Source organism: Luteibacter sp. UNC138MFCol5.1 (assembly GCF_900110505.1).
In the GTDB taxonomy this organism is placed as follows: domain Bacteria; phylum Pseudomonadota; class Gammaproteobacteria; order Xanthomonadales; family Rhodanobacteraceae; genus Luteibacter.
In genome coordinates this window covers 76,813-91,096 of sequence record NZ_FODZ01000004.1, presented here as the reverse complement: position 1 = coordinate 91,096, position 14,284 = coordinate 76,813, and the positions used below count along the sequence as shown (strand labels likewise).

Here is a 14,284-nt window from a genome sequence, read left to right as displayed (position 1 = left end):
CTCTTCCGGCCGTCCAGACGGCGCAATGCGATGACAGGGCAACCGGACCTTCGCCCACGGTCCGGTGACGACTCCATCCCGTTGTGGGTATTCAGAGGGAGCGCTCCAGATCATGAAGTTCCGCGCATTACGCTCGCGTGTCCAGACGGTGCTGGCCGTCGCCAGCCTGACGGTACTCACCGTCGCCTTTCCTTCCATGGCCGCCGAGCAGGAGCGCGGCCTCGACAGATTGACCGAAGGCCCCGTCGCCATGGCGCGGGCACGCGTGGCCGCGGACGTGCTGATGAGTTCCTACGACCCCGAGAAGGCGTGGTTCCCATCCAGCTGGTGGAATTCCGCCGTCGCCCTGCAGACCATCGGCGACTACATGCAGCGTACCGGCGACCGCCGCTACCTCGGCCAGCTCGACAACACCTTCGAGAAGGACAAGGGCGTGTTTCCCGCGGGCGTCCTCTCCGGCGATCCGCTGCTGGGCAATTTCACCAGTCGCGCGATCGACGATTCCGAATGGTGGGGACTCACCTGGATCCAGGCCTACGACCTGACCCGCGATCCCAAGTACCTCGACATGGCGGTGACCATCGCGAACTACGTCAACGGCTACTGGGACACCGGCACCTGCGGTGGCGGCGTGTGGTGGGATGGCGAGCGCACGTACAAGAACGCCGTCACCAATGGCCTGTGGATCCGCCTCACCGCCGAGCTGCACAACCGGATTCCCGGCGACACGCTCTGGCTGGGCCGGTCGCGCACTGCGTGGGCCTGGTTCCAGGGCAGCGGCATGATCAACGCCGATGGCCTCGTCAACGACGGCATCACCCAGGCGTGCACCAACAACGGCCAGACCGTGTGGAGCTACAACCAGGGCCTCGCGATCGGTGCGGGCCTGGAGCTGTGGCGCGCTACCCGCGATCCGTCGGTCCTGACCACCGTGCGCCGCCTCGCGGACGCCGCGATCGGGCCGAAGGGCCTCGCCACCGACGGCGTGCTGACGGAAAGCTGCGACGCTTCGGACCAGCGTTGCGACGACAACGCGAAGCAGTTCAAGGGCATCTTCATGCGTTACTGGACCGATCTGGTCGACACGACGCATGACGGCGGCTACGCGGCGTTCCTCGATCGGCAGGCCGAGGGCATCTGGGCCAACGATCGCGATGCGGCCGGTCGCCTCGGCACGCGCTGGTCGGGTATCACCAACGACGATCATCCGAACGTGTTCGACTGGCGTACGCAGGCCAGTGCGCTCAGCGCGCTGATCGGCGACGTGCCCGCCTTCACCCCGATCGAGTCGCTCGCCGCCACGCTCTCGCCGGCCCAGCCGGTGGTGATTCCCGCCGCCTCGGGTGCGACCGCCATCCCCCTCGAACTGCGCGCCTCGGCCACCGGCTACCTGCCGCTGCTGACGCTCGTGTCGGTCGACGCGCCCGCCGGGTGGAGCGCCACGCCGCGCGCGAAGCTGCTGACGCTCAAGCCGCGCGGCAATGCGAACCCGGTGAGCGGCACGCTGCCCCTGCAGGTCACCGTGCCGAGCCAGGCCACCGACGGGCATCACACGGTGACGGCGAAGCTCGTCGCGGGACTGCTGCGCTTCAGCACGGAGGCCGATGTGCTCGTCGCGCACACGATCGACTTCGACACCGGTACAGTCAACGAGAACCCGTGGCTGTTCGATCCCGACCGCTCGCAGAGCAACGGCGTGCAAAACCGTTTCGCCGACGGCAATGCGCACTTCACCTATCGCTTCCCGTTCCCGGCCGACACGACCGCCGCCCAGGTGACGCTGACCATCGATGCCGAATACCTCGTGCAGGCCAGCTCCGATAACGAGACCTGGACGACGGTGCTGCACGAGACCCGCCCGATCACGGACGGCTCGAACAAGGGCGTGCAGACGATCGACCTGACGCCGTTCCTTCGCGCCGGTGCCGATGGCACGAAGCCGGTGTACCTGAAGGTCTCGGATTCGTTCCCGAACGATGGGTGGGGCGGCCGCGTTTATCACGTGACCGCGAATATCGTGGAATAAGGCGAAAAAGCCATCGCGGCCGGGTCCGCTCCCGCTGCCGTTGTTGGAGCGGACCTGGCCGGGGTTGCTTTTGAGCCGGGCGCCACAGGCCCTGCGGCTCCTCGCGAAAAGCTGTCGCGGCCGGGTCCGCTCCCACAAGAAGCCGGGGCCGTTCCACTGCCCTTGTTGGAGCGGACCTGGCCGCGATGCCTTTTGAGCCGGGCGTCACAGGTCCTGCGGCTCCTCGCGGGAAGCCCTCGCGGCCAGGTCCGCTCCAACGTGCATCCGATCGGCCGCCATTTGCGTAGAGGTCCTTGAGAACGGTCAGGGACCCACCGATGAAAGTCAGCGACACGCACGACGAAGCACTGCCCGGCGCGGGTCGCAGCCCCTGGCTGAGCCTCCGCCAATGGTTCGATGGCGGGGCGGCCCCGGTAGCGGGCGTGGACGCGCGACGCATCGACTGGGTGCGCGCCCTGCCCTTCATCGGCATGCACCTGGCCTGTCTGGCCGTCTTCGTCGTCGGCGTGTCGCCCATAGCCGTGGCCGTCGCCGTCGCCCTCTACGCCGTGCGCATGTTCGCGCTGACCGGCTTCTACCACCGTTATTTTTCCCATCGCGCCTTCCGCACCTCGCGCGCGACGCAATTCGTTTTCGCGCTCATCGGTGCGGCATGCGTCCAGCGCGGTCCGCTCTGGTGGGCCGCGCACCACCGCCATCACCACCGGCACGCCGACACGCCGCTCGATCCGCATTCGCCCTCCGTCCATGGGTTTCTCTGGGCCCATGCGGGCTGGTTCCTGACGCCTGCCGCGTTCGCGACGGACCTGAAGCGCCTGCCGGATTTCCGCGAGTACCCCGAACTGCGCTGGCTGGATCGCTACGACCTGGCCGTTCCCGTGGCGCTCGCCGCGGCCCTGTTCGCGCTGGGCAGCGTCCTGAAGACCCACGCCCCCTCCCTCGGAACGTCCGGCCCGCAGATGCTCGTGTGGGGATTCTTCGTCTCCACCATCGTGCTCTTCCACGCGACGGTCACCATCAACTCGCTCGCGCACCGGTTCGGTTCGCGGCGCTTCGACACCCGCGACGACAGCCGCAACAACGTCTGGCTCGCGCTGCTCACCTTCGGAGAGGGCTGGCACAACAATCACCACTACTTTCCAGGCTCCGCGCGGCAGGGTTTCCGCTGGTGGGAGGTGGACATCACCTGGTACGGCCTGAAACTGATGCAGGCCCTCGGCCTCGTCTGGGACCTGAAGCAGGTCCCGGCGTGGGTCCACGACAAGGCGAGGCATTGACATGCGGATCGCCATCATCGGCTCGGGCATCTCGGGCCTCGCCAGCGCCTGGCGCCTGAGCAAGGAGCACGAGGTCACCCTCTACGAGGCGAACGACTACCTCGGGGGGCATACGCACACGCACGCCATCGAACTCGACGGCCGCGGCTACCGGGTGGACACGGGATTCATCGTGCACAATCCCGTGCATTACCCGTTGCTCCATGCGCTTTTCGACGAGCTCGGCGTGACCTCGCGGCCCACGACGATGAGCTTCTCGGTGCGCAACGCCGGCACCGGGCTCGAGTACAACGCCACGACGCTGGACACGCTGTTCTGCCAGCGACGGAACCTGCTGTCGCCGCGCTTCCTCGGCATGGTCCGCGACCTCACGCGTTTCTACCGCGAGGCGCCGTCCGTGCTCGACGGCCCCGCTCCCGGTCCGAGCCTGGCGGATTACCTCGACGAACATCGCTACGGCGCGGCCTTCCGCGACGAGCACCTGATCCCGATGGCTTCCGCGCTCTGGTCGTCGCCCGCGGCGACGATCATGGAGTTCCCGGTGCGCTACCTGGTGCGCTTCATGGCCAATCACCAGATGCTGCAGATCGCCGGTCGTCCCCAGTGGCAGGTCGTCGAAGGCGGTTCGAACACCTACGTCGCGGCGATGGCCCGGCGCTGGAACGTGGATGTGCGCCTGGAATGCGCGGTCTTCCGCGTGGCCCGCCACGAGGGACACGTCGAGGTGCAGAGCTTCGCCGATACCCAATCGTTCGACCACGTCGTGCTCGCGTGCCACAGCGACCAGGCGCTTCGGCTGCTCGGCGACGCCTCCGACCGCGAACACGAGATCCTCGGTGCCATCCCGTATCAGCGCAACGACACCGTGCTGCACACGGACGCGAGCGTGCTCCCGCGCCAGCGCAAGGCCTGGGCGGCCTGGAACGCCGTCATTCCCGCGACGCCGGACAACCAGTGCACGGTCAGCTATCACATGAACCAGTTGCAGGGCATCGACTCGCCGCGCCCCCTGATCGTCAGCCTCAACCAGACGGCCGCCATCGACCCGGCGCACGTGCTTCGCCGCATGAGCTATGCCCACCCGGTCTACACGCACGCGTCGGTGCGCGCACAGGCGCGGAAGGCGGAGATCCAGGGCCAGCGGCGCACGTGGTTCGCCGGTGCGTACTGGGGCTGGGGCTTCCACGAGGACGGCATGCGCAGCGCGGTGGAGGTCGTGTCGGCGCTGTCGGGCCGTCGCACCGCGCACGATGTCGAGAGGGTCCCCGCATGAGCGGCCTGGCGAGCGCCGTGTACGAAGGCCGCGTGACGCATCGTCGCTTCAGCCCCCGTGCGCATGCGTTCACCTACCGCATGGCGCAGTTGTACCTCGACCTCGACGAGATCGACGAGGTCTTCCGCTCGCGATGGTTCTGGTCGGTGAACCGGCCCAATCTCGCCCAATGGCGCCGCGCGGACTACCTCGGGCCGGCCGAAGTGCCGCTCGCCGACGCCGTGCGCGACCGCGTCCTCGCGCACACCGGCCGCCGTCCGACCGGGCCCATCCGGCTGCTGACGCACCTGCGTTACGGCGGCTACGTCTTCAATCCCGTCAGCTTCTATTACTGCTACGCGGACGATGGCGTGACGCTCGAGACGATCGTCGCAGAGATCACGAACACGCCGTGGGGCGAACGCCATGCGTATGTACTGCCCGTCGACGACGCGTCCGTGAACGGACGCGCGATGGGCTGGCGGTTCGACAAGCGTTTCCACGTCTCACCCTTCATGGCCATGGCCCGCCGCTACGACTGGCGCTTCACCGCACCCAGCGACGACCTTCGCGTGCACATGCAGGTAAGCCAGGGCGATGCGCGCGAATTCACGGCCACTCTGGCGCTGGAACGTCGACCGCTCGACGGCGGCTCGCTCGCCCGCGTGCTGTGGCGCTACCCGCTGATGACGGCGCAGGTCATGGGCGCCATCCACTGGCAGGCACTTCGCCTGTGGCTCAAGCGCGTGCCCGTGCACGACCACCCCCTTTCCGGAGACCTCACGTGAACGAGCTCGTCAAGGATTCAGCGCTGGACGCATCGCCCGATGTCGTCTCCGCGATGGACCGCTTCCTGCGACGCCGCCTGCTGGACACGCTGGCCACGCTGCGCGACGGCCCGCTCACCGTGCGCGATCCGCTGGGCGTGGAGGTGCTCGGCCTCGAGCACGCGGGCACCCTGGCCGTGGAGATCGTCGTGCACGACATGCGCTTCTACCGCCAGCTCGCCACGCATGGCAGCGTGGGCGCCGCGGAGGCGTTCATCGACGGCTACTGGCAATGCAACGATCTGGTCGGACTCGTCCGCCTGCTGGTGCGCAACCGCGACCTCCTCGACGGGATGGAGACGGGCATGGCCCGCCTCGGTGCGACGGCCCTTCGCGCGTGGCACGCGCTGCGCGAGAACACGCGTTCCGGCAGCCGGCGCAACATCGCGGCGCATTACGACCTGGGCAACGCGTTCTTCCGTCTGTTCCTCTCCGACGACCTCATGTATTCGTCCGCTCTGTGGACCGACGACGGCGATACGCTGGAGACCGCCTCGACGCGCAAACTGGACGTGATCTGCCGCAGGCTCGGCCTGCGCCCCGGTCTGCGCGTCGTCGAGATCGGCACCGGCTGGGGTGGCTTCGCGGTGCACGCCGCGACGCATTACGGCTGCCACGTCACCACGACGACGATCTCCGCGGAGCAGTACAAGCTCGCCTGCGAACGCGTCCAGGCCGCCGGACTGGGCGAGCGTGTGACGGTACGCCAGGACGACTACCGCGACCTCGAGGGGACGTACGACCGCGTCGTCTCGATCGAGATGATCGAGGCGATCGGCGCCCGCTACATGGAGACGTACTTCGCGAAGATCGGAAGCCTCCTCTCTCCCGACGGGATGGCCCTCGTCCAGGCCATCACGATCGAGGACCACCGTTACGCCCAGGCGGTCGCGTCGGTCGACTTCATCAAGCGGCATGTCTTCCCGGGCAGCTTCATTCCCTCGATCAGCGCGATGCTCGCCGCGAAGACGCGGTCGAGCGACCTCGCGCTCGTGCAGCTGGAGGATTTCGGCCTCTCCTACGCGCGCACGCTGCGCGAATGGCGCGTGCGCTTCCTCGCCCGGCTGGACGAGGTGAAGCGGCAGGGCTTCGACGAGCGCTTCGTGCGCCTGTGGGAGTTCTATCTCGCCTATTGCGAAGGCGGGTTCCTCGAACGTTCCATCGGCGTCTCTCACCTGTTGCTCGCGCGACCGGAAGCCCGCCCGGCCGCCGCCCGTTGGGGCGCCGACACGGTGTCGCCATGAGTGCCGGAAGCCTGCTCCTGCTTGCCGTGCTGATGTTCGCGATCATGACCGCGGGCTGGGTATGGCAGCGACGTCACGGGAACGCCGGCATCGTCGACGTGCTGTGGGCGAGCGGACTGGGCATCGCCGCCATCCTCCTGGCGCTGATGGGCGACGGCGCGGCAGTCAACCGCGTCCTGCTCGCGGCCTTCGGCGCGGCGTGGTCCGCGCGACTCGCGTTGCACCTCTGGAAACGCGTGCGTCACGAAGGCGAGGACGGCCGCTACCGCTACCTTCGCGAACACTGGAACGGCAACCAGACGAAATGGTTCCTGTTCTTCCAGGCACAGGCGTTACTGGTCGTGCTCTTCGCGCTCCCGTTCCTGGCCGTCGCCGCGAACCCGCGGGTGTCCATCGGCTGGATCGTGCTCGCGACCGTCGTCTGGATCGTGAGCATCGCCGGCGAGGCGATAGCCGATCGTCAGCTAGCGCGGCATCGCGCACAGTCGGCGCATCGCGGCAAGACGTTCCGCGGCGGACTGTGGCGCTACTCGCGCCATCCGAATTACTTCTTCGAGTGGGTGCACTGGTTCACTTACGTCGCGCTCGCGGTCGGTTCGCCGATGGGATGGCTCGCCTGGAGCGGCCCCGTCGTCATGTACGCGTTCCTGCGCTGGATCAGCGGCATTCCCTTTACCGAGGCGCAGGCCGTGCGGTCGCGCGGCGACGACTACCGCGAGTACCAGCGCACCACGCCGATGCTGATCCCCTGGTTCCCCTCCCACGCCAAAGGAGCGTCCCGATGAACGCCGCCGCCGTATCCCGCGAACTGGCCGCCGACCGCGCCGGCCCCGGCCTGCTCGGCCTCGCCGAACGCGGGCTGCTGCCCGACTCCCTGATCCGACTCGGCATACGCCGTCTGTGCGAGCAGCGACTGCGCGAATGCGAACAGGGTGATCCGCAGGAGCGAAAGCGGCGCCATGCCGCCCTGATGGATGCCCTCGCACAGGCGCCCCTGGCGATCCACACGGAAGAAGCCAACGCGCAGCACTACGAGGTGCCCACCGCCTTCTTCCAGCAATGCCTCGGCGCTCGGCTCAAGTATTCGTCCTGCTACTTCCCCGAAGCGACCACGTCGCTGGATGAGGCCGAGGACGCGATGCTGCAGCTCTATGCGGAGCGCGCGGGCCTCGCGGACGGACAGTCGATCCTCGAGCTGGGTTGCGGCTGGGGTTCGCTCACGCTCTGGATGGCCGCGCGTTATCCGCGCGCGCGCATCACCGCCGTGTCCAATTCCCACTCGCAGCGCATGCACATCGAGGCGGAGGCACTGCGCCAGGGCCTGGCGAACATTCGCGTCATCACCTGCGACATCAACGCGCTGGATCTGGAAGACGACCAGTTCGACCGCTGCGTGTCGGTCGAGATGTTCGAGCACGTGCGCAACCATCAGGCGCTGTTCAAGCGCATTGCGCGCTGGCTCCGGCCGGGCGGCGCGCTGTTCGTCCACATCTTCGCGCACCGGCACGCCGCCTACCTGTTCGATACGGAAGGCGACGACAACTGGATGGGCCGGCACTTCTTCACGGGCGGGATGATGCCGGCCATCGACACCCTGCTGTGGTTCCAGCACGACCTCCGGATCGACGGCCAATGGCTCGTGGATGGCACGCACTACGAGCGCACCGCCAACGCCTGGCTCGCCAACCAGGATCGTCACCGCGACGCGATCATGGACGTGTTTTCCCGCGTCTATCCGACGCGAGCCCTCGCCCGGCTATGGTTTCAGCGCTGGCGCATCTTCTGGATGTCGTGCGCGGAACTGTTCGGCTACGCCGGTGGCCAGGAATGGCTCGTGGCCCACTACCGGTTCATCCGTCAGTCCTGAGGAGAAGCACCATGGCATCGATCACATCCCGCCTGGGCAAGCTGCTGTTCGTCGCCTGGCCCCTCACCGCCTGCGCCTCGGGCGCGCCACCCGTGCCGCGGGCGGCCGAGGTCGACGTCTCGCGCTACATGGGCGACTGGTACGTCATCGCCTCGATCCCCTCGCGTCCCGAGAAAGATGCCGTCAACGCGGTGGAATCCTATCGTCTGGGCCCCGGCGGGAAGATCGAGACGACGTTCCGCTACCGCAAGGAAAACGTCCAGAACGACCTGAAGACGATCCATGCGACCGGTTATGCCGATGCGTCGACGAAGAACGCCGTCTGGGGCATGCAGTTCATCTGGCCCATACGCGCCCAGTACGTCATAGCTTGGGTGGACCCGGACTACCGCTCCGTCGTGGTCGCGCGGGACAAGCGCGATTACGTGTGGATCATGGCGCGGACACCCACCATGGGCGATGCCGAGTACGCCCAGCTGGTGGCGAAGGTGGCGGCCATGGGTTACGACGTGGGCAAGCTGCGCAAGGTGCCGCAGCAGTGGCCGGAACCGAAGGCGCGATGATCGTCGCCGAACCGCTATCATGCGCATGCATCCATTAGTTCCCGTCACCCCGATCCAGGCTGCCCGGCGCATGACCCAGACGGCTTCCCCGCATACCGACGATCCGGTCTACTGGTCGGCCCAGGTCACCGCGGTCGCGTCGCGCCGCGACGTGGACGCGTTCATGCGCATCTTCGCGTATTACGGCCCGCGGCTTCAGCGCTACCTGGTGGGTCTCGCGGTGCCGGCGCCGCAGGCCGAGGAGCTGGTGCAGGAGACGATGCTGCGGATCTGGCGGCGGGCCGCCATGTTCGACGCCTCGCGCGCCAACCTGTCGACGTGGATGTTCCGGATCGCGCGCAACCTTTACATCGACAGCGTGCGCGGCGAACCGCACTGGCTGCCGATACAGGACGGCCTCGATCGGCTGGACGAGTTGCCTGGCGAGGACGGCACGACCAGCACGGAGGCCTATGCCGACGGTGTCGGACTGGACCGCGCCATCGACGGGCTGCCCCCCCAGCAGGCCCGCATGATCCGCATGTCCTATTTCGAGGCCAAGAGCCACAGCGAAATCGCACGCGAGCTCCACCAGCCCCTGGGCTCCGTGAAATCGAACCTGCGCCGCGCCTTCGCCCGGCTGCAGGCGGCCATGAGAAACCGACCATGAACCCGCACCACCATCCCGACATCGTCACGCTGATGGGCTATTCGTCCGGCGGCCTATCGGTCGCCTTCGCGGCCGTGGTCTCGGCGCACCTGAGCGTCTGCCATCTGTGCCGCGATCGCCTGCGCGCCACCGACACGATCGGCGGCGGTCTGCTCGGGCAACAGGAGGGGCTCGCACTGTCCGAGGGCGCCGCGGAGCGCCTGCTGGCGAAGCTCGAACACACCGAACCCGATACGCCGACGCCTCCGCCGGAGTTGTGGCGCCACGATCCGGACGAACTGCCGGAACCGCTCTGGCCTTATTTCGGCTCGTCCTACAAGGCCCTCCGCTGGAAGTGGATCGGCCCGGGCATCCATCACATCCGCAGCCACGGCGCCGACGACGGGCACCTGATGCTGCTGCGCGTCAAACCGGGGCGCAGCCTGCCCATGCACACGCATGGCGGCAGCGAACTGACGATGATCCTGCGTGGGGCGTACGACGATACGCTCGGCCACTTCGCGCCGGGCGACGTGGCCGACCTCGACGAGGACACCGAACACCAGCCGGTGACCGCGCCGGGCGTGCCGTGCATCTGCGTCGCCGCGACGGATGCGCCGTTGCGCTTCTCGGGCTGGATGGCACGCGCGCTGCAGCCTTTCGTGCGGCTCTAGGTTCCGCATGCCCTCGGGCCTCCGGCACCTCGTCGTCATCCTGGGCGACCAGCTCAACCGGGATTCGCAGGCGTTCGACGATTTCGACGCCACGACCGACCGCGTCTGGATGGCGGAACGGCGCGGCGAGTCGGAGCACGTGTGGTCGCACAAGGCGCGCACGGCGTTGTTTCTCTCCGCCATGCGGCACTTCGCGGCGTCGCTTCGCGACGACGGCATCCCGCTGTCCTATACCCGTATCACCGACGCCGGCCCCGATGACCTCGTCGCGCATCTTGCCGAATCGCTGAGGACGCTCCGTCCGCGCCGCGTCGTCCTCGTCAAACCGGGCGAGGAACGCCTTCGCGAAGGCATCCGCGCGGCCGCGGGCGACTGCGGCGTCGACTACGTCGAGCGCCCCGACCGGCACTTCCTGGTGTCGACGGACGACTTCGCGACCTGGGCGAAGGGCAAGTCGCAGCTGCGCATGGAACACTTCTACCGCTGGATGCGCCAGCGCCTCGGCGTTCTGATGGACGCGGGCAAGCCGGTCGGCGGCCGCTGGAACTTCGACGCCGAGAACCGCAAGAGCTTCGGCAAGCAGGGCCCGGGATGGTTGCCGCCTCCGCAGGCCTTCGCGCCCGATGCGACGACGCGGGAGGCGCTGGACGACGTCGCGGGATGCTTTCCGGACCACCCCGGAAGCCTGGACGCGTTCGACTGGCCGGTCACCCGGGACGACGCGCGGCTCGCGCTCGCCGACTTCCTCGATCGTCGCCTGGCCGCGTTCGGCCAATGGCAGGATGCCATGTGGACCGGCGAGCCCTGGCTTTACCACGCACGTCTTTCATCGTCGATGAATCTCCGCCTCCTCTCGCCCCGGGAAGTGGTCGACGCCGCGCTGGAGCGCTTCGCGCGCGGCGAGGCGAGCCTCGCCTCGGTGGAAGGATTCGTGCGCCAGGTCATCGGCTGGCGCGAATTCGTACGCGGCGTCTACTGGCTCGCCCCGAAAAAGTTGCTCGCATCCAATGCGCTGAAGGCCGACGCCCCCCTGCCCGACTTCTACTGGACCGGCGATACCGACATGGCCTGCCTGAAGGAAGCGATCGGGCAGACGCTGCGCACGGGCTACGCGCACCACATCCAGCGCCTGATGGTCACCGGCAACTTCGCGATGCTTCTCGGCGTCGAGCCGCGCCTCGTGCACGAGTGGTACCTCGCCATCTACGTGGACGCCGTGGAATGGGTGGAGGCACCCAACACGCTGGGCATGAGTCAGTTCGCCGACGGCGGCCGGATGGTCTCCAAGCCGTATGCCGCCTCGGGTCGCTACATCCAGCGCATGAGCAATTACTGCGATGGCTGTCGCTACGATCCTTCGAAGGCCACCGGCGACGAGGCGTGTCCGTTCACGACGCTCTACTGGGATTTCCTCCACCGCCATCGCGAACGCTTCCGGCACCACCCGCGCGCGGCGCTGCAATGGCGTTCGCTGGATCGGCTCTCCGATCCGCAGATCGCCGCCATTCGCGAGAAGGCCGCGACGCTGGGCGCGGCATGGGCATCCGGCGGCCAGGGCGAACCGGCGCCCTGACCGCGCCGCGCGTCAGCCCGCCCGGACGATACGCACCGGAATGGACTTGTACGACGGCGTGCCGCTTTGCCGGTCGTGGTGATCCAGCGGGCAGAGATTGTTCGCTTCCGGGTAGTACGCCGCGACCGAACCACGCGCGATGTCGTGCGCGACGGCGGTCAGGCGAAGGCAGCGGTGTTCCTCGCCGCGCAGGGCGGTGGACACCTCCACCACGTCGCCGTGCGCCACGCCCAGGGCCTCGAGGTCGTCCTCGTTGACGAACAGCACGTCGCGCCGCCCGAACACGCCACGATAGCGATCGTCGAGGCCGTAGATCGTGGTGTTGTACTGGTCGTGGCTGCGCAGGGTCGTCAGCATCAGCGCGTCCGGCGCGGGAAGCGCGGAATCCTCGGGCACGGCCGCCGTGATGAATTCGGCCTTCCCCGAGGGCGTATGCCATACCCGCTCGGTCGGGCCCAACGGCAACCGGAACCCGCCGGGCTTGCGGATGCGCGCGTTGTAATCGTGGAAGGCCGGATACACGGCCTCGATCTTGTCGCGGATCGCGTCGTAGTCGGCGATCAACCCCGCCCAGTCGACCTTGCTCTCCGGCAACGTCGCCATCGCCATGCCCGCGACGATCGCCGGCTCCGAGCGCAGGTGCTCCGAGGCGGGCTTCAGCTTGCCGCGTGAGGCATGCACCATCGACATCGAATCCTCGACCGTGATGGACTGCACGCCGCCCGCCTGCACGTCGAACTCGGTCCTCCCGAGCACGGGCAGGATCAGCGCGTCCTTGCCGATCAGGAGGTGCGACCGGTTGAGCTTCGTGGCGAGGTGCACGGCGAGATCGAGGTTGCGCATGCCCCTGAAGCTCACGTCGCTATCCGAGAGCGCCACGGAGAAATTGCCCCCGAGGCAGATCAGCACCTTGGCCCGGCCCTCCGCCATCGCCTTCATCGTGGCGACCGCGTCGTGCCCGTGCACGTTGGGTGGCCGGAATCCGAACACCTTCTCGACGTTGTCGAACATCACCGGATCGATCTTCTCGGTGATGCCCACCGTGCGATTGCCCTGCACGTTCGAATGCCCGCGCAACGGGCAGATACCGGCGCCGGGCTTGCCATAGTTGCCTCGCAGCATCAGCAAGGCGGCCGCCTGCTGCACGTTGTGCGTGCCCCGGTCGTGCTGGGTAAGGCCCATGCCGTAGGTGATGATCGTCGCGCTGGAGCGGACGTAGGCATCGGCGATCTGCGTCATGGCCTCGCGCGTCAGCCCGCTCGCGAAGACGATCTCGTCCCATGACGCCTGGCGCAGCTCCTCGGCGAACGGCTCGAAGCCATGCGTATGCTCGGCGATGAACGCGCGGTCGAGCACGTCCTCCCCGGCGTCCGCGCGCTCGAGCACCGCCTTCATGATCCCGCGCAGCGCCGCGCTGTCGCCACCCACCTTGGGCTGGTGGTACGTCGACGCGATCGGCGTGGCGCTGAAGCTCATCATCTCGATGGGATTCTGCGGATCGGCGAAGCGTTCGAGCGCGCGTTCCTTCAGGGGATTGAGCACGATGATCGTCGCGCCACGGCGCGCGCATTCGTGTAGGGTGCCCATCATGCGCGGGTGGTTGGTGCCCGGATTGTGGCCGATCGCGATGATGAGCTCGCAGTGGTCGAAATCGTCGAGCGACACGGTGCCCTTACCGACGCCGATCGCCTGCGGGAGGCCGACGCTCGTGGCTTCGTGGCACATGTTCGAGCAATCGGGAAAATTGTTCGTGCCGTACTCGCGGGCGAAGATGTTGAACAGGAAGGCCGCCTCGTTCGACGCGCGCCCCGAGGTATAGAACTCGGCCATGTCCGGCGAGGCCAGTCCGCGCAACGTCGCGCCGATGCGCGCGAAGGCGTCGTCCCACGCGATGGGCACGTACGTATCGCTGGCCGCGTCGTATGCCATGGGGTGGGTGAGGCGTCCGTGGTTCTCCAGCTCATAATCGCTCTGCGTGAGGAGTTCCGTCACCGTGTGCGCGGCGAAGAACTCCGGCGTCACGCGCTTCTTCGTCGCTTCCCAGGTCACCGCCTTCGCGCCGTTCTCGCAGAACTGGAACGTGGAGGTGTGGTCCTTGTCGGGCCAGGCGCAGCCCGGGCAGTCGAAGCCATCCGGCTTGTTCAGGCGCAGAAGCAGGCCCGGCGCCTCGGCCACGCGCATCTGCTCCACCACCGCCTTCGCGGTCGCGCGCAACGCGCCCCAGCCGCCGGCCGGCGCGTCGTAGCGGTTGATTCCTGGAATACGCGTGTTCCCCATGACGACGATCCTCTATGGGATCGACGTCGAGGCGACACTCGCCATCGGGAACCCATCGATCCGGCGATCCTTTATG

12 protein-coding genes are annotated in these 14,284 nt (G+C 67.7%); 11 read left to right on the top strand and 1 reads right to left on the bottom strand.

The annotated features are described in order from the left end of the window. Positions 1-112 precede the first annotated feature (112 nt). The 11 genes from BMY69_RS12555 to BMY69_RS12505 all read left to right on the top strand — a co-directional run bounded on the left by BMY69_RS12555 (position 113) and on the right by BMY69_RS12505 (position 11,931). A complete protein-coding gene (locus tag BMY69_RS12555; RefSeq protein ID WP_255364543.1) occupies positions 113-2,026 on the top strand; it encodes a glycoside hydrolase family 76 protein in 1,914 nt (637 codons plus the stop codon). A gap of 317 nt (positions 2,027-2,343) precedes the next feature. Beyond that, a complete protein-coding gene (locus tag BMY69_RS12550) occupies positions 2,344-3,303 on the top strand; it encodes an acyl-CoA desaturase (RefSeq protein WP_090178686.1) in 960 nt (319 codons plus the stop codon). A 1-nt stretch (position 3,304) separates the two neighbouring features. Then, positions 3,305-4,576, top strand: coding sequence for an NAD(P)/FAD-dependent oxidoreductase (locus BMY69_RS12545; RefSeq protein WP_090178683.1), 1,272 nt, complete (start codon positions 3,305-3,307; stop codon positions 4,574-4,576). Continuing rightward, positions 4,573-5,343 carry a DUF1365 domain-containing protein gene (locus tag BMY69_RS12540; protein ID WP_090178681.1) on the top strand — a complete coding sequence of 257 codons (771 nt, stop codon included), beginning with the start codon at positions 4,573-4,575 and terminating at the stop codon, positions 5,341-5,343. The genes BMY69_RS12545 and BMY69_RS12540 overlap by 4 nt, the downstream gene beginning before the upstream one ends. A gap of 53 nt (positions 5,344-5,396) precedes the next feature. Then, positions 5,397-6,626, top strand: a complete 1,230-nt coding sequence (locus tag BMY69_RS12535; RefSeq protein WP_090179406.1) for an SAM-dependent methyltransferase — start codon at positions 5,397-5,399, stop codon at positions 6,624-6,626. Next, complete coding sequence (locus BMY69_RS12530) at positions 6,623-7,411, top strand: DUF1295 domain-containing protein (RefSeq protein ID WP_090178678.1); 789 nt, start codon at positions 6,623-6,625, stop codon at positions 7,409-7,411. The genes BMY69_RS12535 and BMY69_RS12530 overlap by 4 nt, the downstream gene beginning before the upstream one ends. Beyond that, positions 7,408-8,493, top strand: coding sequence for an SAM-dependent methyltransferase (locus BMY69_RS12525; RefSeq protein WP_090178675.1), 1,086 nt, complete (start codon positions 7,408-7,410; stop codon positions 8,491-8,493). Before BMY69_RS12530 ends, BMY69_RS12525 begins: the two co-directional genes overlap by 4 nt. Before the next feature lie 11 nt (positions 8,494-8,504). Then, positions 8,505-9,056, top strand: coding sequence for a lipocalin family protein (locus BMY69_RS12520; RefSeq protein WP_090178673.1), 552 nt, complete (start codon positions 8,505-8,507; stop codon positions 9,054-9,056). 70 nt (positions 9,057-9,126) lie between these two features. Continuing rightward, on the top strand, positions 9,127-9,705 hold the full coding sequence (locus BMY69_RS12515) for a sigma-70 family RNA polymerase sigma factor (protein ID WP_090178670.1): 579 nt from the start codon (positions 9,127-9,129) through the stop codon (positions 9,703-9,705). Beyond that, entirely contained in the window at positions 9,702-10,358 is a 657-nt protein-coding gene (locus BMY69_RS12510) for a ChrR family anti-sigma-E factor (protein WP_090178667.1), read from the top strand. Before BMY69_RS12515 ends, BMY69_RS12510 begins: the two co-directional genes overlap by 4 nt. A 7-nt stretch (positions 10,359-10,365) precedes the next feature. Then, a complete protein-coding gene (locus tag BMY69_RS12505; RefSeq protein WP_090178664.1) occupies positions 10,366-11,931 on the top strand; it encodes a cryptochrome/photolyase family protein in 1,566 nt (521 codons plus the stop codon). Between the two features lie 12 nt (positions 11,932-11,943). Here BMY69_RS12505 and BMY69_RS12500 read toward each other — a convergent pair whose 3' ends face one another. Next, on the bottom strand, positions 11,944-14,208 hold the full coding sequence (locus BMY69_RS12500) for an FdhF/YdeP family oxidoreductase (protein WP_090178661.1): 2,265 nt from the start codon (positions 14,206-14,208) through the stop codon (positions 11,944-11,946). Positions 14,209-14,284 lie beyond the last annotated feature (76 nt).

What these genes read in the sequence shown, in the direction of transcription:
- BMY69_RS12545 (WP_090178683.1), top strand. Translation starts at nt 3,305, where the DNA reads ATGCGGATCGCCATCATCGGCTCGGGCATCTCGGGCCTCGCCAGCGCC.
- BMY69_RS12515 (WP_090178670.1), top strand. Translation starts at nt 9,127, where the DNA reads ATGACCCAGACGGCTTCCCCGCATACCGACGATCCGGTCTACTGGTCG.
- BMY69_RS12525 (WP_090178675.1), top strand. Translation starts at nt 7,408, where the DNA reads ATGAACGCCGCCGCCGTATCCCGCGAACTGGCCGCCGACCGCGCCGGC.
- BMY69_RS12500 (WP_090178661.1), bottom strand. Translation starts at nt 14,208, where the DNA reads ATGGGGAACACGCGTATTCCAGGAATCAACCGCTACGACGCGCCGGCC.
- BMY69_RS12520 (WP_090178673.1), top strand. Translation starts at nt 8,505, where the DNA reads ATGGCATCGATCACATCCCGCCTGGGCAAGCTGCTGTTCGTCGCCTGG.
- BMY69_RS12555 (WP_255364543.1), top strand. Translation starts at nt 113, where the DNA reads ATGAAGTTCCGCGCATTACGCTCGCGTGTCCAGACGGTGCTGGCCGTC.
- BMY69_RS12535 (WP_090179406.1), top strand. Translation starts at nt 5,397, where the DNA reads ATGGACCGCTTCCTGCGACGCCGCCTGCTGGACACGCTGGCCACGCTG.
- BMY69_RS12540 (WP_090178681.1), top strand. Translation starts at nt 4,573, where the DNA reads ATGAGCGGCCTGGCGAGCGCCGTGTACGAAGGCCGCGTGACGCATCGT.
- BMY69_RS12530 (WP_090178678.1), top strand. Translation starts at nt 6,623, where the DNA reads ATGAGTGCCGGAAGCCTGCTCCTGCTTGCCGTGCTGATGTTCGCGATC.
- BMY69_RS12550 (WP_090178686.1), top strand. Translation starts at nt 2,344, where the DNA reads ATGAAAGTCAGCGACACGCACGACGAAGCACTGCCCGGCGCGGGTCGC.
- BMY69_RS12505 (WP_090178664.1), top strand. Translation starts at nt 10,366, where the DNA reads ATGCCCTCGGGCCTCCGGCACCTCGTCGTCATCCTGGGCGACCAGCTC.
- BMY69_RS12510 (WP_090178667.1), top strand. Translation starts at nt 9,702, where the DNA reads ATGAACCCGCACCACCATCCCGACATCGTCACGCTGATGGGCTATTCG.